Source organism: Dysosmobacter welbionis (genome assembly GCF_005121165.3).
GTDB lineage: Bacteria > Bacillota > Clostridia > Oscillospirales > Oscillospiraceae > Oscillibacter > Oscillibacter welbionis.
Window position 1 is genome coordinate 2,482,558 of record NZ_CP034413.3, and the last position, 19,840, is coordinate 2,502,397.

Below are 19,840 nucleotides of genomic sequence, written 5' to 3' on the forward strand. Positions count from 1 at the left end.
TGAGTCTGCTGCTGGCGGGAGCCGCGTTGTTGAATCTGGCCGTTTATGTACGGGGCGTACTGGGATGAGAGGCAGGCCCTATGGCTTGGCAAAGAAAGAAAAGGGAGAACGCTATGGAAAAACAGGAAATTCTGGAGAAGAGCCGGCGGGAGAACCAGAAGGGTGACGAACGGGAGCGGACCATCCGCATGGAGGGGGAGTCCTTCAGCCTGCTCTTCGTGTTTTTGATGGGCCTGATTCTGCTGACCTGGAAGCGGGTCCATGGGCTGCCGCATGAGGATGTGCTGACCATGTTCTGGACGGCCTGCGTGGCCAACCGGGTCTACCGGCTGGCCCGGCGGCGGAATACCTCCGACATCGTGACGCTGCTGATCTCTCTTGCGTTTTTGATCTGGAATCTGGTAAAATTCTTTCAAATGGCCTGAGAGGAGGTAGCGCATGGACCGGGATGAGATTTTGAAAAAGGCTCAGGCGGGGGCGATTGGAATGGACGAGCGGGAGCAGCAGGTACTGGGGCTGTCCTTTGGTATCGGCGGGATCCTGATGGTACTGCTGTGTGTCATTCTCGCCATTATACGGCTGGTGAACGGGCAGGATGCCTATGACTACACGGCCATCGTGTTTCTGTATCTGGCGGGCGTAGAGCTGCATTTGTATTGGAGGACCCGGCGGCGGGGCTTGGCGTTGCTGGCGGCGGCCTGCGGCCTGGTGTTCGCGGGCAACCTGGCCATGTTCCTGCTGGGGTGAGCGCCATGGACGATCAGCTGATCCTGAAAAACCGGCTGAAGGTGGCCCGGGCGGAGAAGGGGCTGTCCCAGACCCAGCTGGCGGAGCTGGTGGGCGTGTCCCGCAACACCATCAGCTCCATTGAGACGGGGCAGTTCAATCCCACCGCCAAGCTGGCGCTGATTCTCTGCATCGCCTTGGACAAGAAGTTCGAGGAACTGTTCTATTTTGAGTGAGAAATTAGGAGTTTGGGTGTCCAGCGGCGCTGACCGGGGCAAATCATCCTGCCTGCGGCGGAGCACAATCCTTCCGCATCCCTAACTGACGGCCGGTCGTTCCGGAGAGAGGAGAGATCTCTGTGGAGAAGGAGAAAATTCTGCAAAGATACCGCCAAGAGGGCGTGGACGAGGGCCGGGAGGAGGTCAACCGCCGGGGAGACGACGCGGGCTTTTACGCCATGTGTGTCCTGGCGCTGCTGTTGATGATCTACCAGGCGTTTACCGGACAGGTATTTGGAGACGTGGCGGCGATGCTGTTCGTGTTTTGCTCCGTGGGGGCCTTTGCCCGGTACCGGACTGACCGGGACCGGTCCGCTCTGGGCATGGGCATTTTTACCGGCGCTCTGTGCCTGGGATGCCTGGGATGGTATCTGTGGCACACGCTGTAAAAAAGACAGGCGGCGCTGGAAAGCGCCGCCTGCTTGCTTACCGCTTCCGCACCGGGTAGCAGACCTCGGTGACAAATTCTTCTGGGTTCCGGGTCTCGTGGGGACTGACGTGGTAGATGTTGAAGAACAGTCCGTCAAAGGCATAGCCGTTGTCCTCTACCCAGGATGCCACCGCCTGATTCACCTCGCCGATCTGGCGGTAGGGGCCCTGGAAGGTGGCGGAGGCCACTGTCACCGGCGGGATGGTTTTGAATTTGACGTGCTCGGTGTCAGGGTATGTGCCCTTCACCGTCTTTTGGATCTCCACATCCACATCTGCCTCTTTGTACTCCCCGTCGTGGTAGACGCTGATGCACAGGGCCGGGTCGCCGTCCTGGATGTGGAGAAGGGCGGTCTCCCTCACAAAGATGTGCCACAGGTCTCCCTCCCGGTCGTAGCAGGGAAGGATCTGGCGGACGCTGGCTACCTGCCGCTCCGGCAGGGTCTTGATGGTGACATCGTAGTTCATCTGTTTTTCATCCTTTCTCAGCCGTTCGATGGTTGTGTCCAGAAGCCGCAGCCGGTCCAATGCCTCCTGAATGGAGGCCTCCACCGCTGCCCGCTGGGCCAGCAGGCGCGTCTCCATGGCGGTCCGGTCCTCCCAGCAGGCCAGCAGCGCGGCCGTCTCTGCCAGGGAGAACCCCAGGCCCCGCAGGGCGGTGATCCGGTTGGCGGTCATCAGCTGGGCCGCCGCGTACCGGCGGTAGCCGGTCCAGGGATCGGTCTCCTCCGGCACCAGCAGGCCGATCTCGTCGTAGTGGCGCAGCATCCGGATGCTGATTCTGGACAGCTTTGAAAATTCTCCGATTTTGAACATAGGATCCCTCCGCATATATGCGTTTTCTTGAGCTCACTGCTATGGTATGCCCTGCCACTGTGTGAGAGTCAAGAGAATTTTTTCAAAGTCGCGATGAGAGAAAAAACGTTCCGGCCGCAGAAGCGGCCGGAACGGCGGTGGGCTCAGTCGTCGGTGCGGATGCCCCGTTCAATATCCCGGATATTGTAGGGGGAGGTTTGGTAGACGAAGTAATTCAGCCAGTTGGAGTACAGCAGGTGGGCGCAGGAGCGCCAGGTCACCGCAGGCTTGCGGCTGGGGTCATCGCCGGGGAAGTAGTTCTTGGGGACCCGGATGTCCGCTCCGGCGGTCAGGTCCCGTATGTACTCATTCCGCAGGGTGTCCCGGTCATACTCCGCGTGGCCCATGAGGAAGATCTGCCGGCCCTGGTCGGTCTTGACGGCGTAGACCCCGGCCTCCGGGGAGGAGGCAAGTATCTTCAGCTCCGGGATTGCCTCGATGTCCTCCCGCAGCACTGTGGTGTGCCGGGAGTGGGGCACCCAGAACTCGTCGTCAAAGCCCCGGAAGAGGATGAAGTTGGGATCCTCCACCGTGTGGCGGAACACGCCGAAGAGTTTCTCCGGCAGCTGCCGCTTGGGGATGCCGTAGTGGTAGTACAGCCCCGCCTGAGCGCCCCAGCAGATGTGAAGGGTGGAGTGGACGTGCGTCTTGGACCACTCCATGATCTCGCACAGCTCCGGCCAGTAGTCCACCTCCTCAAAGGGAAGGTTCTCCACCGGCGCGCCGGTGATGACCAGGCCGTCAAAGGTCCGGTCCCGCACCTCGTCAAAGGATTTGTAGAAGGCCAGCATGTGGGCCTGGGAGGTGTTCTTGGACACGTGGCCGCTGGGGGCGATCAACTCCAGCTCGATCTGGATGGGGGTGTTGCCCAACACCCGGGCCAGCTGGGTCTCGGTCTCGATCTTGGTGGGCATCAGGTTCAGCAGCAGGATCTGCAGGGGGCGGATATCCTGGGTGATGGCCCGGGTCTCCGTCATGACAAAGATGTTCTCCGACGTCAGAACGGAGGTGGCGGGCAGCTGGTTGGGGATTTTGATGGGCATCTCACTTCACCTGGTCCAGCGCCTGGGCGATGTCGCCGATCAGATCCTGCTTGCTCTCCAGGCCGCAGCTCATCCGCACCAGGCCCGCGGGAATGCCGGCGGCGGCAAGCTGCTCGTCAGTCATCTGCCGGTGGGTGGAGCTGGCGGGGTTCAGACAGCAGGTCCGGGCGTCCGCCACATGGGTCTCGATGGCGGCCAGCTTCAGATGCTTCATAAAGGTGCCCGCTGCCTCCCGGCCGCCCTTCAGCTCAAAGGACACCACACCGCAGGAGCCGTGGGGCAGGTACTTCTCTGCCAAGGCATGGTACTTGTCCCCTGGCAGGCCGCAGTAGCTGACGGAGGCCACCTTGGGATGTGCCGCCAGGAACTCCGCCACCGCCTGGCCGTTCTCACAGTGGCGGGCCATGCGCACATGGAGGCTCTCCAGCCCCAGGTTCAGATAGAAGGCGTTCTGGGGGACTGGATGGCGCCGAAGTCCCGCATCAGCTGGGCGGTGCACTTGGTGATGAAGGCGCCCTCCCTGCCGAACTTCTCCGCGTAGGTGATGCCGTGGTAGCTGTCGTCCGGGGTGCAGAGGCCGGGGAACTTGTCCGCATGGGCCATCCAGTCGAACTTGCCGGAGTCCACGATGGCGCCGCCTACCGCCGCGCCGTGGCCGTCCATGTACTTGGTGGTGGAGTGGGTGACGATGTCGGCGCCCCATTCAAAGGGCCGGCAGTTCACCGGAGTGGCGAAGGTGTTGTCCACGATCAGCGGCACGCCGTGGGTGTGGGCGGCCTTGGCGAACTTCTCGATGTCCAGCACCGTCAGGGCCGGGTTGGCGATGGTCTCGCCGAACACCGCCTTGGTGTTGGGCCGGAAGGCGGCTTCCAGCTCCTCGTCGGTGCAGTCCGGGGAGACGAAGGTGACCTCGATACCCATTTTCGCCATGGTGACGGAGATCAGATTGAAGGTACCGCCGTAGATGGAGGACGAGGAGACGATGTGGTCCCCGCAGGAGCAGATGTTGAACAACGCGAAGAAGTTGGCCGCTTGGCCGGAAGAGGTGAGCATAGCGGCGGTGCCGCCCTCCAGCTCGCAGATCTTGGCGGCCACATAGTCGTTGGTGGGGTTCTGGAGGCGGGTGTAGAAGTAGCCGTTGGCCTCCAGGTCAAAGAGCTTACCCATGTCCTCGCTGGTGGCGTATTTGAACGTGGTGGACTGGACGATGGGGATCTGCCGGGGCTCTCCGTTGCCGGGGGTGTAGCCCCCCTGGACACATTTCGTTTCGATGCGGTAATCGCTCATGGTGTGTGCTCCTTTCGACTGGATGAAGATGACTTTGGAGACGAAAAAACGGCTTTCGTCCCAAAGAAAAACTTTGAGACGAAAGCCGTCAGGCTTCCGCGGTACCACTCAAATTGCGCCGTCCTCACGGCCCGACGCCCCTTTTGGGGTCCAGCAACCCCTCTGCCCTGACGCGGCAGTCCTCGGAGAGGCCCTACCGGCGGCGCGCCGCCCTCGAACCCTCGGCTCAGGAGCCATAGGACCTGGAGACCCTTGCCGCCGGCTTCCACCGCCCGCCGGCTCTCTGAGGGCGCCGGTCTCCGTCCCTCTCCATCATTGCTTTGGAACATATTATAGCCACGCCGCGGCAAGTTTGTCAACTGCGGATTTTCGCCTCGCATGGACCGCGGCGGCAGTGGACTTTTGGCCCGGCCTGTGGTACGATGGCCCAAACGGCCGGCGGAGGACGCCGGAGAGGGAGGAGCGCCATGGCCTTTACGCCCATCGACGAGCAGACCTGGGAGCGCCGGGAGTATCTGGAGGTTTTCCGCCAGACCGCCATCTATCTGACGGCGGAGGTGGATATCACACCGCTGTATCGGCACACGAAGGCCCGGGGCGAAAAGCTGTATCCGGCCCTGATCTGGTGCGCGGCCGCCGTGCTGAACCGGCATGTGCATTTCCGCTACGGCCGGGACGAGGCAGGGCGGATCGGGATCTGGGATGTGCTGCACCCCTATTACACCGTGCCCCGGCGGGACGCCCCGGACCTATTCGCCATGAAGGTCACCCGCTTTATGCCGGACTATGATGTGTTCCGCCAGGACTTTCAGGCGGACTACGCCCGGGCGGAGACCTGCGGCCGCCTGCTCTGCGACGAGACCCTGCCCCCAAATGTCTGCGGTATCTCCGCCATGCCGGGGCTGGCCTTCTCCGCCTTCAGCTTCGGCGGGGACCTCAAGCCGGACTTCACGCCATTCGTCCTGCTGGGGAAGGTCCACCCGGCAGGGGACCGGACGGTGCTGCCGGTAGGCGGAGAGTTTGCCCACGCCGTCAACGACGGCGGCCACATCAGCGGTTTTTTCAAAGAGCTGGAGGAAACCGCCGCCAAACTGTTTCCGGATTGAAGGAGAAAGAGACCGCCCGCGGGGATGCCTGTCCCCGCGGGCGTTTTTATCGGAAAGCAGGGCGGGGCAAAAAATTCCGCGCTCCCCCCTTGACAAGAGATGTGGCTCATGCTATATTAGCCACACGGTTAGTTACTAGACTAATTAACCAGATAACAAACCGGCAGGAAAGGGGGAACCGCCTTGACGTTGACGGAAGACCGGCCCATCTTCCAGCAGATCGCGGAGCAGCTGGAGGAGGCGATCCTCTCCGGGGCCTACCCAGAGGAGAGCCAGGTGCCGTCCATCACGGAGTATTCGGTGCAGTACCGGATCAATCCCGCCACCGCCCTGAAGGGGATCAACCTGCTGGTGGACGCGGGGCTGCTGTACAAGAAACGGGGCGTGGGGATGTTTGTGGCCTCCGGCGCCCGGGAGAAGCTCCGCCAGAGCCGGCGGGAGCGGTTTTATCAGGACTACGTCCAGCGGATGGTGCGGGAGGCCCGGAATCTGGGCCTGACGGATCAGGAGTTGCTGGAACTTCTGGAAAGGGGAATGAAAGAAGATGGCCATTGAGTTTCAGCACATCTCCAAGCGGTTTGCGGACACCCGCGCCCTGGAGGATGTGTCTTTGACCTTTGAGGAGGGGAAGATCTACGGGCTGCTGGGCAACAACGGCGCTGGCAAGTCCACGCTGCTGAACATCCTCACCGGGCGGCTGTGCCCAGATAGCGGCACCGTCGCCGTGGACGGCGCACCCGCCGACAGCGACGCGGCGCTGGGCAAGCTGTTCCTGGTGGGGGAGAAGAACCTGTATCCCGACGACATGAAGGTGAAGCGGGCCCTGGACACGGCGGCCGTGTTTTACCCGGACTTCGACCGGAGCTATGCGGAGAGCCTGGCAAAGCAGTTCGAACTGCCGTTGAACAAGAAGATCAACGGCCTCTCCACCGGCTACGGGTCCATCTTCCGTCTGATTTTGGGTCTCAGCGTCAACACCCCCTATGTGCTGTTTGACGAGCCTGTTCTGGGTCTGGACGCCCAGCACCGGGACCTGTTCTACAAGCTGCTGGTGCAGAAATACGCGGAGCACCCCTGCACCATGGTGGTCTCCACCCACCTGATCGCGGAGGTGGCGGACCTCATCGAGCACACGGTCATCATCCGGAAGGGACGCATCCTGCAGGACGCGCCCACGGAAGAGCTGACCGCCGCCTGCTGGGCGGTGTCCGGCCCTGCCGGGGTGGTGGACAGCTGGGCCGCCGGGCGGGACGTGTTTACATCCTCTGTGCTGGGCGGACTCAAGACCGTCTGCATCCGGGGCGGGGGGACAGAGGACCTGCCCGCCGGGCTGGAGCGGCGGCGCGTGGGGCTCCAGGAGTATTTTATCAGCCTGATGGAAGAGGAGGATCAGAGATGAACACGCGATTCGGCCGGGCCTTCCGGTATGAGGTCCGGAATTATTTCCGGGCAGTGGCGATCCTGTGGCTGGTCATGGCGCTGATCCCGGCGGCGATGCTGGCAATCACCTATTTCCTGGCCGGAGAGACGGCTATGGAGGGCAGCTTCAACGGCTATTCCATTGCCGTGGGGATGTTCGGCCTTGTGTTGGGCATGGTGGGCCTGCGGGAGAATCAGCGGGTGCTGAACCAGAACGGCGTGTCCCGTCGGTCCGCCTTCCTGGCGGACGTGGCCGCCCTGGCGGTGGCGGCGGTGCTGGTGGCAGCGGGTGTCACGGTGATTATGGGCGCCTATCAAACAGTCTTGGGCGGCCAGGGCCGGCTGCTGATTACAGATCTGTACCAGGTGATCTATGAAGGACCCTCCGCCGGTGCCGGGATCGGTGGCCTGGTGCGGGGCGCGATCTTCTCCGCCGCGGTGGGCTGGATGCTGGCGGCCCTGGGGCAGTTCTGCTCCGCCCTGTACTGGCGGCTGAACAAGTTCTGGACCATCCTGATTTCCGTGACCGTGCCGCTGGTGCTGATCTTCGGCAGTGTGCCGCTGATTAGCTGGCTGGGCACCACCTCCGCCGGGCGGGCGGCGGTGGAGGCCCTGGCGGCTTTCGGACAGTTCCTGGCCGCATCCCCCTGGAACGCGGCGGCGGTGCTGCTGGCCATGGGGGCGGCGTTCTTCGCCCTCAGCTGGCTGCTGCTGCGCCGGGCCATGATCCGGCCTGCAAAGTAACAGATAAAAGTGAAAAGATAAAGGATAAGAGATCTTCCCAAACAAGGGCATCTCTTATCCTTTATCTTATATCTGATATCTCCGGGGGCGCTCCATGTGTCCTATTGTCCGCCCACGATGCGGCTGTACGTGCGGGTGGTAAGGCCGTAGACCAAGGCGTAGATGGCGCAGAACACCAGCAGCGTCCCGGCGGCGCAGAGGGCGAACAGACGGACGTCAAAGAGGTTGAACAGCTCCAGCAGTTTGCACAGCATGGGGAAGGCTGCCGCCACATGGATGCCCGCCGTCACCAGGGGCAGGAAGAACACCAGCAGCACCTGACTGCGGATGGAGGAGCGGACCTCCCGGGGACTCATGCCCACCTGCTGCATGATCTGATAGCGGCGCTGGTCCTCATATCCCTCGGAAATCTGCTTGTAGTAGATGATGAGCACCGTGGACAGCAGGAACAGCAGCCCCAGAAACACGCCCAGGAACAGGAAGCCGCCGTACATGGTGTACAGGTCCACAGCGTTGTCCTGATGGCTGATGACGGAGTACACGTCATTGGCGTCCGCCGCCAGCAGGGGGTCCACAAAGGCCAGCTTTTCCTCTTCCGTGCCGTCCAGGTCCACCTGGACACGAAATTCCCGGTGGACTCTGCTGGCATCCCGGTCGCTGATGGCGGAGACTACGGTCTCATCCGCCACCACCAGGAAAAGCTGCGCCGTCTGGCCGGAGATCAGGATGGAGCTGTTGTATCGGGGAAAGTCCATGATGGTCCCAGCGATGTGAAAAGGGAGGTCTTCGATATAGAAGGTATCCGGCAGGTCCAGATTCTCTGCCTGGACCAGCACCTCTTCCGGCTCCAGGTCCACGGTATGGCCGGTGAGGCGGCCGTAGTCATCGGCGGTGAGCAACCGGATTTCGGTGCTGACGCCCTCCTGCGCCACAAGGGTGAAGGTGTTTCCTGTGTAATAGCCGACGGTGTCCCCCGGAGTGGACCACTGGAGCAGTTCCACCTTCCGGCCCGCGTCTGCTGCTGCGGCCTGGACCCGTTCCAGGGTGTCCTCGTTCAGTGTTGTCTCCTGTTCCGGCGGCACTTCGTCCAGGGACTGGACCACGTCCACATCATAGGGATACATCCGCTCCAAAGCTCCCTCCAGCCCGGCGTACAGGCTGACGGTGGTGGATACCGTCACCAGCACCATGGTGGAGAGGATGCAGATGTTGGCCAGGCCCACGGCGTTCTGCTTCATCCGGTACAGCAGCCCCGCCACGGCGGTGAAGTGCTTGGGCTGGTAGTAGTACCGGGGGCTGTTCCGCAGGTGCTTCAGCAGGGCGATGGACCCGGCGGTGAACAGGCAGTAGGTGCCGACCATCACCAGCGCCACCGCCAGGAAGAAATAGGCCAGGGCGGTAAAGGGGTCCTCTACCGTCAGAGCGGTGGCATAGCCAGCCCCCAGAGTGACGGCCCCCAGCACCACCAGCAGGCGGCGGGTCCGGGGCTCCCGCTCCCCGGCACTGGCGCTGTGGAGCAGTTCCACAGGACGGGACCGGAGCAGCCCGAACAGGTTCCACACCAGCGTCAGCAGGAAGAGGAAGCCGAAGAGAGCGGCGGTATCGGCCATGCCGGAGAGGCTGATCTCAAAGCCATACTCCACCGGCAGGTGGGACAGCTGCAATAGGAGCAGCAGCACCAGCTTGCTCAACAGCACCCCTGCCGCGAGCCCGCCCACAATGGCCGCGGCGGCGCAGTAGAGCGTCTCCCACACCATCAGGCGGGCGGTGTGGCGCTTCTCCAGACCCAGGATGTTGTACAGCCCCAGCTCCCGCCGGCGGCGCTTCATCACAAAGCTGTTGGCGTACAGCAGCAGAACCGCGGAGAACAGCGTCACCACCAGCCGGCCCAGGTACATCAGGCTTTGGAGATATCCGGCCCCCGGACGGAGGCCACAATGTCGCTGAAGGTCAGGTAGGAGAGAATGTAGTACATGGCGGCCGTCATGCCGCAGGAGAGCAGATACGGCCCATAGAACCGGCCGTTGCGCATCAGATTCACCAGGGCCAAGCGGGGAAAGAATCCGGACTTACGCATGGGGCTCACCGCCTCCCGCCAGGACCGTCAGGGTGTCGGAGATCCGGCGGAACTGGGCCTCCTGGCTCTCGCCGCCCCGGTAGAGCTGGTGGTACACCTGTCCGTCCCGGAGGAACAACACCCGTCCAGCGTGGCTGGCCGCCTTTACCGAGTGGGTGACCATCAAAATGGTCTGCCCGGTGCCGTTCAGTTCTCCGAACAGCTCCAGCAGGGCGTCGGAGGACCGGGAGTCCAGAGCGCCGGTGGGTTCGTCTGCCAGAATCAACTGGGGGTCCGTGATGAGGGCCCGGGCCACAGCAGCCCGCTGCTTCTGGCCGCCGGAGACCTCATAGGGGTATTTCGCCAAGATGTCCGAGATGCCCAGCTGATCTGCGATGGGGCGGAGCTTTTGCTGCATCTCCCGGTAGTCTGTGCCCGCCAGCACCAGGGGCAGATAGATGTTGTCCTGAAGGGAGAAGGTGTCCAACAGGTTGAAGTCCTGGAACACGAACCCCAGGTGGGACCGGCGGAAGGCCGCCAGATCCCGCTCCCGGATGGCAGAGAGGGGCCTGCCCTCCAGTAAAACCTCCCCGGCGGTGGGGCGGTCCAGGGCCGCCAGGATGTTCAGCAGGGTGGTCTTGCCGGAGCCGGACTCACCCATGATGGCCACGTACTCCCCCTCCTCCACGGAGAAGCTGACGTTGGACAGGGCCTGGACCTGCGTGCCGCCGAAGCGGGTGGTGTAGATTTTCTGTACATGCTGTACTTCCAACAATGGCATCAAGATTCCTCCTCGTATCGGATCATGCCTCTATTGTAGCCAAAGGGCCGGACTGTCTGCCATGGATTTGGCTTACAGTCCGGCCCGATTCCTTACAGTTTCGTCACATTGGGTCACTCCACCACCCGTCGGCCCCGGGAGAGGTCCAGCCGCACCAGCGTCCCCTGCCCGGGGCGGGAGACGATAGAGATCCCGTGGTTCAGCCGGTCCATCACCCGGCGGCACAGGTACAGCCCGATGCCGGTGGATTTCTTGTCCTCCCGGCCGTTGTAGCCGGTGAAGCCCTTCTCGAACACCCGGGGCAGGTCCTCCGGCCGGATACCGATGCCGCTGTCGGCGATGACCAGCGTCTCTCCGTCCCCGTAGATCCGGATGCGGCCCCCGGCGGGGGTGTATTTCAGGGCGTTGGACAGTACCTGCTCCACCACGAAGGAGAGCCACTTCCCGTCCGTCAGCACCGTCCGCCCGGTCTCCCGAAAGTCCAGGGTGATCTTTTTCAGAATGAACATCCGGGCGAACTTCCGCACCGCCTGCCGCAGCAGGCCGTCCAGGTCCGTGTCCCGGAGGACATAGTCCGTGCTCTCGCTGTCCAGCCGCAGGTAGCCCAGCACCATGTCCACATACTGCTCGATCTTCAGGAGCTCCACTTCCACCTCCGTGCCCACAGCGCCGGGATCCTCCTGCAAGAGCAGCCGGGCCGCGGCGATGGGGGTTTTAATCTGGTGGGCCCAGAGGGTGTAGTAATCCGTCATGTCCTCCAGCCGGTCCCGGTTCTCCGCCGCCAGACGCACCCGGTCGGCGCAGACCGCCCTCAGCAGGGCCTGATAGTCCGCCTCCAGTACGCCCCGGGGCGGCGGCAGGGGCAGCACCGACTCATGGACCTTTCGTAAAAGCCCTTCCAGCTCCCGGTGCCGCCGGAGAAAGGCGGAGTACCCCAGGGCAAACAGGACCAGCCCCAGCATTAGGCAGAGAAGGCCTGCATAGGCAACCGCCTCCACCGGCAGGCTGTACAGGGCGAACACGGCGGCGAACACCGCCACCGCCCCGGCCAGCAGCAACAGCAGCTTCCACTGGCGCTTGAGATAGGCTGTCAGCATTCCGTCACCCCTCCACCAGATATCCGGCGCCCTTCCGGGTGCGGATGAAATCCGGGAGGCCCGCCGCCTCCAGCTTCCGCCGCAGCCGGGCGATGTTCACCGTCAGGGTGTTCTCATCCACAAAGCTGTCGGACTCCCACAGCCGGGTCATCAATGCGTCCCGGCTGACGATCTCCCCCTTGTGCTCCAGCAGGAGCTGCAGAATCCGGCACTCGTTCCTCGTCAGCTCCACCCGCTGCCCGTGGGCATCCAGCGTCCCATCAGACACGTTCAGCACCGCGGCGCCGCAGGAGAGCAGGTGGGAAGACGGGCCGAAGTCGTAGGCCCGCCGCAGCAGGGCCTGGACCTTGGCGGAGAGCACCTGTAAATCAAAGGGCTTTGCCAGCAGGTCATCCCCGCCCAGCTGCATGGCCATCACCACGTTCACATTGTCCGAGGCGGAGGTGAGAAATAAGATGGGCGCCTTGGAGACCCGGCGGATCTCCTGACACCAGTGGTAGCCGTTGAAGAAGGGGAGGGAGACGTCCAGCAGCACCAGATGGGGGTCGAAGGCGGCGAACTCCGACAAGACGTCGTCGAACCGCTCCGCGCAGCGGACGGTGTAGCCCCAGCCCTCCAGATGGCGGCGGATGACCCCGGCGATGGCCGCGTCGTCCTCCACGATGAAAATGCGGTACATGAGCCCCTCCTCTCCCCCCGCGGTCAGTTCAGCTCCAGGGACTCCAGCTGGGAGATGATCTCCTGCTGGCGCTCGTAGAACAGCAGCTCCTGGTTGTGGGTGAAATACGCGTCGCAGCCGTAGCGGCTGATGAAGGTGGCGGCGTAGTAGTTGATGGTCAGCTCCGTCACCAGGATCAGCAGCTCCTGCCCCTCCGGGAACACCTCCTCGCAGAAGGCGAAGAGGTTGTTCAGCATCTCCCCGGCGGTCTTGGCCTGGGCTTTCAGGCCCTGGACCATCTGGTCGAAGTCCGCCTTCACTGCAGCAAAGCCCGTCTGACTGTCCACGGTCTGTCCAGCCAGGGCTTTCTGCCGCTCCAGAGCGGCGATGATCCGGCGGTGAGAGCGCTCCGCCTCCTGGGAGAGACTGCCAGACCGCCTGCCGGTGTCGATGCGGGTCTTCTGACGGCGCAGCTGTTCCTCCAGCAGAGCGGCGAGATCCGCCTCCGGCGCGGTCAGGGCGGCTTTCACGTCCTTCAGGATGCCAAGCAGCTCCCGCAGCATCTCCTCCCGCTCCACCACGGAGCGCAGCTCGCCGGTGGCGGCGTCCAGCAGCAGACCCAGCAGGGACAGCCGCTCGTCGAACTTGGCGGCAGAGGCACGCTGGCGGATGGCCTTGGTGGCCTTGCCGGCGAGGATCTTGTCCACCTGGTAGTCGCTGCGGTACTTGTTGAACAGGTCGTAGTAAACCGCGAACTCCTTGGCGATCTTGGGATTCTGGAGATATTGGATGATGAGCTTCTCATCCACCGGCAGGTGGTTCTGCTCGTACAGGTGAATCATCTGGCTCAGGTCATCCCAGCCCCGGGCGGTGACGAACCGCTTGCCGTTCACCGTGGACTCCACCTTGTAGAAGTCACCCTTCCGGATCTCCAGGTACGTCATCACCGCCGGATGGACGTGCTTCTGGTAGGCAAACTCCTTCCAGGCATCGAAGTCCGGCTCCACGTCGATGCGCTTGAGCCGGTCCCAGGTAACGATGTCGAACTCCCGGACGGAGCGGTTGTACTCCGGCGGGTTGCCGGCAGTGACCACGATCCAGCCCTCCGGCACCCGATGGCGGCCGAAGATTTTATATTGCAGAAATTGCAGCATGGAAGGGGCCAGCGTCTCGCTGACGCAGTTGATCTCGTCCAGGAAGAGGATGCCCTCCTTTTTGCCGGTGGCCTCCATAGTCTCGTACACGGAGGCGATGATCTCGCTCATGGTGTACTCGGAGACCTGGTACTCCTTGCGGTTAAAGACCTTCTTCTCAATGAAGGGCAGACCCAGGGCGCTCTGCCGGGTGTGGTGGGTCATGGAGTAGGACACCAGGCACACGTCCAACTCCTGGGCGATCTGCTCCATGATGGCGGTCTTGCCGATGCCCGGAGGGCCCATGAGGAACACAGGCCGCTGCTTTTCCACCGGCACTGCGTAGCTGCCGAACTCATCCTTGGTGAAGTATGCCGTCATGGCGTTTTTGATCTGTTCCTTGGCCTCTTTGATGTTCATGGTCATTCAACCTGACTTTCCTCAGTATCGGTATGATTCAAAGCGCAAATTCCGCGTCCAGAAAATCTGTGTCCGCCCCAGCCGTCTCCCGGGGCCAGCGGCGGTTGCAGTAGTCCAGAAGAAAGGCGGTGGCCTCTGTCAGACGGCTGCGCAGCAACAGGTCCACCGCGGCCCGGCAGTTGTCCTGGTCCAGAAAGCCCAGGTCTGCCAGCTGCAGCAGCTGGCGGCGCAGGGCGTCGTTGTCCGTCAGGGCCAAGTTCCGGCGCAGATGCTCCAGATAATGTTCCTTGGGCCGCATGTGCCGGAAGTCGTTGGTGCCGCCGTTGGTGTAGAACTCCTGATAGGAGTGGCCCCGCAGCAGGGCCAGCGCGTAGATCAGCCGCTCCTCTCCGGTGAAGCGGTCCTCCTGCCGGTAGCAGGCGCCGATCTCCGGGGCGTACCCTTCCTCTTCCAAAGAGAAACCCAGATAGAAGGCGTATTCCAGCCGCTTCAACTGGGCGTAGCCCTGGCACAGGAAGATATTCTCCCGGGAGGTGTCCTGCCGGACGGTGCCGTTGGCGGCCCGCTCGTCCAAGGCGGCCATCAGGCAGTCCCAGTGGACCATGGCGTGAATGGGGCGCATGCGGGGGGCCGCAATAGCGGTCAGCGCCGGGGAGATGGGGCGGGCGCCGATGGCGTTGGTGGCCAGCCGGAAGAGAAAGGCCTCCTCGTCGGCCAGCTTCTCCGACAGCCAGTCCAGGCTGTCCTGAAAGGCGAACACATCCGCCGTGCCGCCGTATTCCACGATCCGCAGGTTTTCAAAGCGATTCAGGCCGTAAAAGGCATCCACATCCGGGGGATCACCAGAATCTCCACGCCCCGCAGGGCGGGCACGGCCTTGGCACTGACCCGGGCCACCGGCCCCTCCGGCTGCACCACGGCCCGGCGGCCCTCCAGCCGCAGGCATTCCACTTGTGTTTCCATGGTTCAGATCTCCTCGCTCTGTAATACCAGCTTGATGGCCCACACCGGCACGTCCGGCGGGTCGTACCCGTCGTCCAGAAAAACGAAGGCCGCGTCGTAGTCCGGCTTTTTCTCCGGAAAGATGCCGCGGCCGTCGGTGAAGTAGATCATGCCCTTGAGGTTGGTGAACTCTCCGGCCCGGACCAGCTCGTCCACGTACTGAAACACCGGGCGGAAGTCCGTGCCGCCGAAGCCGTGGAGCTGCATGGTGTCCAGATAGTTGTCGAAGTCCTTCTGGCTGGTGATCTTCCGGTCCTCCTGCACCTCCGCGTCGCACTGGATGATGTGGAGATTGATCTTGGTGAAGAAGTTTTCCTGCTGGCGCAGGATGTTGTAGGTCTTGGTGACGAACCGCTGCACCAGGTCGCCGCTGACGGAGCCGGAGGTGTCGATGGCGATGACGAATTCCTTGATCCGCCGGACCTCCTTGTACTCCAGCGGCTCCACCAGGGGCATATTGCCGTACAGGGACAGACCGTAGGTGTAGTAGATATAGTCGAACTCGTCCTGATTCACCTGGGTGACCTCGCCCAGGCTCATATAGCGGCGGAGGAAGTCCGCATAGTCATACGTCTCCCGGTTCACCGCCTTCAGCTCCTGGACCAGATTGCCGGCATCGGTGCCGTGGCGGCGGGATATGGTCTCCAGGTCCACCTGGAGTCGCTCGCTGATCTCCCGCCAGGTCTGCTCCAGGTCACGGTCCCGCCGTTCCGTGCCGGACTTGGGCGTCCGGGCCCGGCTGCCCTGGCCGCCCCGGCCGGACTTCTGCTTGCCGGGGGTGCCGGTCTCCGGTGTCCGGCCGTTGGACTGGCTGCCTCCTCCGGCGCCCTGGCCGCTCTTCACCGGCAGATACCAGGCCCGGTGGTCGTCCGCCAGGAAGGGGTCCCGCAGCCGGGCCATCTGATCGTCGGAGAGCTGCCGGTCCAGAAAGTACCGGTAGAGCTTCTCCGCCGTCAGGAGCCGCACCTGGGAGCGGAGCTCCTTCAGCGTCTCCTCCTGGGCATAGGCCCGGTTGCAGGCGGCGCTCTCCAGGTGGAGGTCCTCAATGGCGCTTTCCACCGCGATGTCGCAAGCCAGGTCCCAGCACCGACGGTCGATGTTGGCGCTGGTGAACAGGTGCCGGAACACACAGTGGAGCACGATGTGCAGGTAGTCCCGCACATTCCGGCCCCGCTCCCGCTTGTACATGGACAGGACGTAGTACGTGTCGTAAAACAGGTGCTGGCCGTCCGTGGCCAGGGTACCTGGATAGGAGGTCAGCTGGAACTGGCTGAGGGCCAGATCCAGAAACCGAAGGTTCACCAGCAGGGTGTTCCGGGTCAGGCGCAGGATATTCTGAGCCAGGGCGTCCGCCTGGCGGAATTTTTCCACATGATCTTCCATAAGCACAACTCTTCCCGAAAGGGCGCCGGGCGCCCGATGTTCTGACCCTTTATTTTAGCATGGGGATACCGGCAATGCAAGAAAAACGCCCCGGACGGCGTCTTGCGCCCGCCGCCGGGAGATGATATGATAAACCTGTATGAACACGAAAGATGGAGTGGAGACATGAGAAAGCTGGTCGTTGGAATATTGGCCCACGTGGACGCGGGGAAGACCACCCTGTCGGAGGCGCTGCTGTATCAGAGCGGCGCCCTGCGGCGCCTGGGCCGGGTGGACCACCAGGACGCCTTTCTGGACACGGACGCCATGGAGCGGGAACGGGGCATCACCATCTTCTCCAAACAGGCGGTGTTTTCCCTGAAGGACACGGAGGTTACCCTGTTGGACACGCCGGGCCATGTGGACTTCTCCGCTGAGGCGGAGCGGACGCTTCAGGTGCTGGACTGTGCCATTCTGGTCATCAGCGGCACCGACGGGGTCCAGGCCCACACCCGCACCCTCTGGCGGCTGCTGGAGCGGTATCACGTCCCCACCTTCCTCTTTATCAATAAAATGGACCTGGCGGGGGCAGACCGCTCCGCAGTTCTGGCAGGCTTAAAGCAGCGTCTGGGCAGCGGCTGTGTGGATTTCAGCGGCGAACGGGACGAATCGTTCCGGGAGGAGGCGGCCGTCTGCGATGAATCAGTGCTGGAGCGGTATCTGGAGACCGGAGTTCTGACAGACGGCGACCTGCGGCGAATGGTCGGGAAGCGGAAGCTGTTCCCCTGCTGGTTCGGCTCTGCGCTGAAGCTGGAGGGGGTCTCGGAATTCCTGGAGGGGGTGGAACAGTATGCCCCGGTTCCCGCCTATCCGGAGACCTTCGGCGCCCGGATCTACAAGATCGCCCGGGACGGCCAGGGCACCCGCCTCACCTATTTAAAAGTGACAGGCGGCACCCTGCGGGTGAAGAGCCTTTTGACCAACCGCCGCCCCGGTCTGGGAGAGGACCAGGTGTGGGAGGAGAAGGCGGATCAAATCCGCATCTACTCCGGCGCCAAGTTCCGCACGGTGGAGGAGGCCCCGGCGGGGACGGTGTGCGCCGTGACAGGTCTCTCCCGCAGCCGGGCGGGAGAGGGCTTGGGGCTTGAGGCCGGCTGGACTGCCCCGGCGCTGGAGCCGGTGCTGACCTATCAGGTGCTGCTGCCGGAGGGGACGGATCCCCACACTGCCCTGGGCAATCTGCGCCAGCTGGAGGAGGAGGATCCCCAGCTCCACATTGCCTGGAATGAGCAGACCCGCCAGATCCACGTGCAGCTGATGGGGGAGATCCAGCTGGAGATCTTACAACGCATGATCCGGGAGCGGTTCGGCCTGGAGGTGGCCTTCGGCCCCGGCACCATCTGTTATCGGGAGACCATCGCCGCCCCAGTAGAGGGCATCGGCCACTTTGAGCCCCTGCGCCACTATGCAGAGGTCCATCTGCTGCTGGAGCCTGGGGAGCGGGGCAGCGGCCTGGAGTTCGGGACGGCCTGCCCGGAGGACCAGCTGGAGGGCCGTTGGCAGAGGCTGGTCCTGACCCATCTGGCGGAGAAGGAGCACCTGGGGGTGCTGACCGGCTCCCCCATTACGGATATGAAGATCACCCTGGCGGCGGGCCGGGCCCACGTGAAGCACACGGAGGGCGGCGACTTCCGCCAGGCCACCTATCGGGCGGTGCGCCAGGGGCTGATGGAGGCGGAGAGCATCCTGCTGGAGCCCTGGTACGACTTCCGCCTGGAGCTGCCCGCACCTCAGGTAGGCCGGGCCATGACGGACCTCCAGCAGATGGGGGCGCAGCTGTCTCCGCCGGAGACAGCGGGGGAGGAGGCTGTGCTCACTGGTGCTGTGGCGGTGTCCGCTCTGGGGGACTACGCCCGGGAGGTGGCCGCCTACACCCAGGGCCGGGGGCGGCTGCTCTGTTCCCTCCGGGGTTATGCGCCCTGCGCGGACCAGGACGCTGTGCTGGCGTCCGTCGATTACGACCCGACGGCGGATTTGGACAACTCCCCGGACTCCGTGTTCTGTAGCCACGGCGCCGGCGTCATCGTCCCCTGGGATGAAGTGCCCGCCCGGGCGCACGTGTCCAGCGGCCTGGACCTGGGACCGGAGAAAGAGGAGCTGGCGGGGAGGTCTGATACCCGGCGCGCCTCTGTCTACGCTGGGACCATCGAGCAGGATAAGGAGCTCCAGGCCATCTTCGAGCGGACCTACGGCCCCGTGAAGCGGCGGGCCTTTATTCCCCCGAAAGACCCCCGGCGCCCTGCTCCGACAGCGGAGGCAGAGCAGGAAAAGCGGACCATCCGGGAGCAGTTCTCCGGACCGGAGTACCTGCTGGTGGACGGCTACAACATCATTTTTGCCTGGGATGAGCTGAAGGCCATCGCCCGGGACAATCTGGACGCCGCCCGCAAGCAGCTGTGCGATCTCCTCAGCAACTACCGGGGCTTCCGGAAGTGCGAGGTCATCGCCGTGTTTGACGCCTATAAGGTCAAGGGCGGCCAGGGCAGCGTGGAGAAGTACCACGACATCCACGTGGTCTACACCAAGGAGGCGGAGACGGCGGACGCCTATATCGAGCGGGCCACTTACGAGATTGGCCGCCGCCATCGGGTGCGGGTGGCTACCTCCGACGGCCCGGAGCAGCTGATCATTCTGGGCCACGGGGCCCTGCGGCTTTCCGCCAGCGCCTTCCGGCAGGAGGTGGAGCAGGTGGAAGGCCAGATCGCGGACATCCTGGCCGCCAACAACCGCAGGCAGAAGACCGGAAACGTCCGCTCCGCCCTGGAGCGGGCCCAGAGACAGACAGAGGAGGAGAAGCCATGATCGGATTGAGCTGTACCGCAGGCGCGGTGCTGGCCCTCTGCGGCCAGGTCCGCGGAACCCTGGAGCGCAAGGGGCTGCCCCAAAAGGAGCTGGACGGCGGCCGGGTGCGGATCGAACCCCGGTACAACCAGGGCTCCGGCTTCGGCCTTGTCCCGCTGAACGGCCGGCAGATGGCCCCCCTGTCCCTGGCGGCGCTGTGGGCGCTGCTGGGGGTGTGCGGCGGCCGGGGCCTGGGGGCCGGACTGCTGCTAGGCGGCGGACTCAGCAACCTGTGGGAACGGATCCGCCATGGACGGGTCCTGGACTATCTGCGCTTTCCAAAGGCGCCGGGGCCGCTGAAGAAATACACCTACAATCTGGCGGACCTGGCCATCTTCCTGGGCGCTGTGCTGATGGTGCTGCGCCGCAGAAGGCAGTAATATGAGCCGCCCTGCGTGATTCCACGCAGGGCGGCTCTCTTCATAAAAATTTAAGAAATTTCACAGTTTTTTCGTAAACCAAGGGAATCTATACTGAATTTACGAAAAAAACACGGAACTGTAACTGATTTGTAAATTGACAATTAGTTGTGTTTGTGTATAT

General features: G+C 63.3%; 21 protein-coding genes and 1 pseudogene. 10 read left to right on the forward strand and 12 right to left on the reverse strand.

Annotated elements, in window-relative coordinates:
* Positions 1-113 precede the first annotated feature (113 nt).
* From EIO64_RS13055 to EIO64_RS13070, 4 genes are all read left to right on the forward strand, one after another.
* Positions 114-425: a DUF6442 family protein gene (locus EIO64_RS13055; protein ID WP_119310551.1), complete on the forward strand. Its 312-nt coding sequence runs from the start codon at positions 114-116 to the stop codon at positions 423-425.
* Positions 426-438: 13 nt separating this feature from the next.
* Positions 439-747: a DUF6442 family protein gene (locus EIO64_RS13060; RefSeq protein ID WP_119310552.1), complete on the forward strand. Its 309-nt coding sequence runs from the start codon at positions 439-441 to the stop codon at positions 745-747.
* A gap of 5 nt (positions 748-752) precedes the next feature.
* Positions 753-962, forward strand: coding sequence for a helix-turn-helix transcriptional regulator (locus EIO64_RS13065; protein WP_021749029.1), 210 nt, complete (start codon positions 753-755; stop codon positions 960-962).
* 122 nt (positions 963-1,084) lie between these two features.
* Positions 1,085-1,393: a DUF6442 family protein gene (locus EIO64_RS13070; protein ID WP_021749030.1), complete on the forward strand. Its 309-nt coding sequence runs from the start codon at positions 1,085-1,087 to the stop codon at positions 1,391-1,393.
* A 37-nt stretch (positions 1,394-1,430) separates the two neighbouring features.
* Here EIO64_RS13070 and EIO64_RS13075 read toward each other — a convergent pair whose 3' ends face one another.
* From EIO64_RS13075 to EIO64_RS13085, 3 genes and pseudogenes are all read right to left on the reverse strand, one after another.
* Complete coding sequence (locus EIO64_RS13075; protein WP_021749031.1) at positions 1,431-2,249, reverse strand: MerR family transcriptional regulator; 819 nt, start codon at positions 2,247-2,249, stop codon at positions 1,431-1,433.
* 143 nt (positions 2,250-2,392) lie between these two features.
* Complete coding sequence (gene metA / locus EIO64_RS13080) at positions 2,393-3,331, reverse strand: homoserine O-acetyltransferase MetA (protein ID WP_025545037.1); 939 nt, start codon at positions 3,329-3,331, stop codon at positions 2,393-2,395.
* 1 nt (position 3,332) lies between these two features.
* Positions 3,333-4,618, reverse strand: a pseudogene (locus tag EIO64_RS13085) (O-acetylhomoserine aminocarboxypropyltransferase/cysteine synthase family protein).
* Positions 4,619-5,085: 467 nt separating this feature from the next.
* On the opposite strand from EIO64_RS13085, the gene EIO64_RS13090 reads away from it, so the two are divergent.
* From EIO64_RS13090 to EIO64_RS13105, 4 genes are all read left to right on the forward strand, one after another.
* Complete coding sequence (locus EIO64_RS13090; RefSeq protein WP_136891466.1) at positions 5,086-5,724, forward strand: CatA-like O-acetyltransferase; 639 nt, start codon at positions 5,086-5,088, stop codon at positions 5,722-5,724.
* 183 nt (positions 5,725-5,907) lie between these two features.
* The gene (locus EIO64_RS13095; protein WP_021749036.1) at positions 5,908-6,279 is read left to right on the forward strand and encodes a GntR family transcriptional regulator; all 372 of its coding nucleotides are present in this window, start codon (positions 5,908-5,910) and stop codon (positions 6,277-6,279) included.
* Positions 6,269-7,123, forward strand: a complete 855-nt coding sequence (locus EIO64_RS13100) for an ABC transporter ATP-binding protein (protein ID WP_119310555.1) — start codon at positions 6,269-6,271, stop codon at positions 7,121-7,123. The genes EIO64_RS13095 and EIO64_RS13100 overlap by 11 nt, the downstream gene beginning before the upstream one ends.
* A complete protein-coding gene (locus EIO64_RS13105) occupies positions 7,120-7,887 on the forward strand; it encodes a hypothetical protein (RefSeq protein WP_021749038.1) in 768 nt (255 codons plus the stop codon). The genes EIO64_RS13100 and EIO64_RS13105 overlap by 4 nt, the downstream gene beginning before the upstream one ends.
* Positions 7,888-7,988: 101 nt before the next feature.
* Here the strand turns inward: EIO64_RS13105 and EIO64_RS13110 are convergent, their stop codons facing one another.
* The 9 genes from EIO64_RS13110 to EIO64_RS13150 form a co-directional block, all read right to left on the reverse strand.
* A complete protein-coding gene (locus EIO64_RS13110; protein ID WP_136891467.1) occupies positions 7,989-9,785 on the reverse strand; it encodes an ABC transporter permease in 1,797 nt (598 codons plus the stop codon).
* Entirely contained in the window at positions 9,785-9,964 is a 180-nt protein-coding gene (locus EIO64_RS13115; RefSeq protein WP_136891468.1) for a hypothetical protein, read from the reverse strand. The genes EIO64_RS13110 and EIO64_RS13115 overlap by 1 nt, the downstream gene beginning before the upstream one ends.
* Positions 9,957-10,724, reverse strand: a complete 768-nt coding sequence (locus EIO64_RS13120; RefSeq protein ID WP_021749040.1) for an ABC transporter ATP-binding protein — start codon at positions 10,722-10,724, stop codon at positions 9,957-9,959. The genes EIO64_RS13115 and EIO64_RS13120 overlap by 8 nt, the downstream gene beginning before the upstream one ends.
* Positions 10,725-10,837: 113 nt before the next feature.
* Positions 10,838-11,821 carry a sensor histidine kinase gene (locus tag EIO64_RS13125; RefSeq protein ID WP_021749041.1) on the reverse strand — a complete coding sequence of 328 codons (984 nt, stop codon included), beginning with the start codon at positions 11,819-11,821 and terminating at the stop codon, positions 10,838-10,840.
* Between the two features lie 4 nt (positions 11,822-11,825).
* Positions 11,826-12,500, reverse strand: coding sequence for a response regulator transcription factor (locus tag EIO64_RS13130; RefSeq protein ID WP_119310556.1), 675 nt, complete (start codon positions 12,498-12,500; stop codon positions 11,826-11,828).
* 23 nt (positions 12,501-12,523) lie between these two features.
* Entirely contained in the window at positions 12,524-14,032 is a 1,509-nt protein-coding gene (locus tag EIO64_RS13135) for an ATP-binding protein (protein ID WP_119311872.1), read from the reverse strand.
* Between the two features lie 37 nt (positions 14,033-14,069).
* A complete protein-coding gene (locus EIO64_RS13140; RefSeq protein WP_136891469.1) occupies positions 14,070-14,861 on the reverse strand; it encodes a hypothetical protein in 792 nt (263 codons plus the stop codon).
* Positions 14,840-14,995 carry a hypothetical protein gene (locus tag EIO64_RS13145; protein ID WP_158629791.1) on the reverse strand — a complete coding sequence of 52 codons (156 nt, stop codon included), beginning with the start codon at positions 14,993-14,995 and terminating at the stop codon, positions 14,840-14,842. Before EIO64_RS13145 ends, EIO64_RS13140 begins: the two co-directional genes overlap by 22 nt.
* Before the next feature lie 3 nt (positions 14,996-14,998).
* Positions 14,999-16,417, reverse strand: coding sequence for a vWA domain-containing protein (locus tag EIO64_RS13150; RefSeq protein ID WP_021749045.1), 1,419 nt, complete (start codon positions 16,415-16,417; stop codon positions 14,999-15,001).
* A 165-nt stretch (positions 16,418-16,582) separates the two neighbouring features.
* On the opposite strand from EIO64_RS13150, the gene EIO64_RS13155 reads away from it, so the two are divergent.
* Together EIO64_RS13155 and EIO64_RS13160 are read left to right on the forward strand one after the other, a co-directional pair.
* On the forward strand, positions 16,583-19,258 hold the full coding sequence (locus EIO64_RS13155; RefSeq protein ID WP_119310558.1) for a translation factor GTPase family protein: 2,676 nt from the start codon (positions 16,583-16,585) through the stop codon (positions 19,256-19,258).
* A complete protein-coding gene (locus EIO64_RS13160; RefSeq protein WP_021749047.1) occupies positions 19,255-19,677 on the forward strand; it encodes a signal peptidase II in 423 nt (140 codons plus the stop codon). Before EIO64_RS13155 ends, EIO64_RS13160 begins: the two co-directional genes overlap by 4 nt.
* The last annotated feature ends 163 nt before the right edge of the window (positions 19,678-19,840 follow it).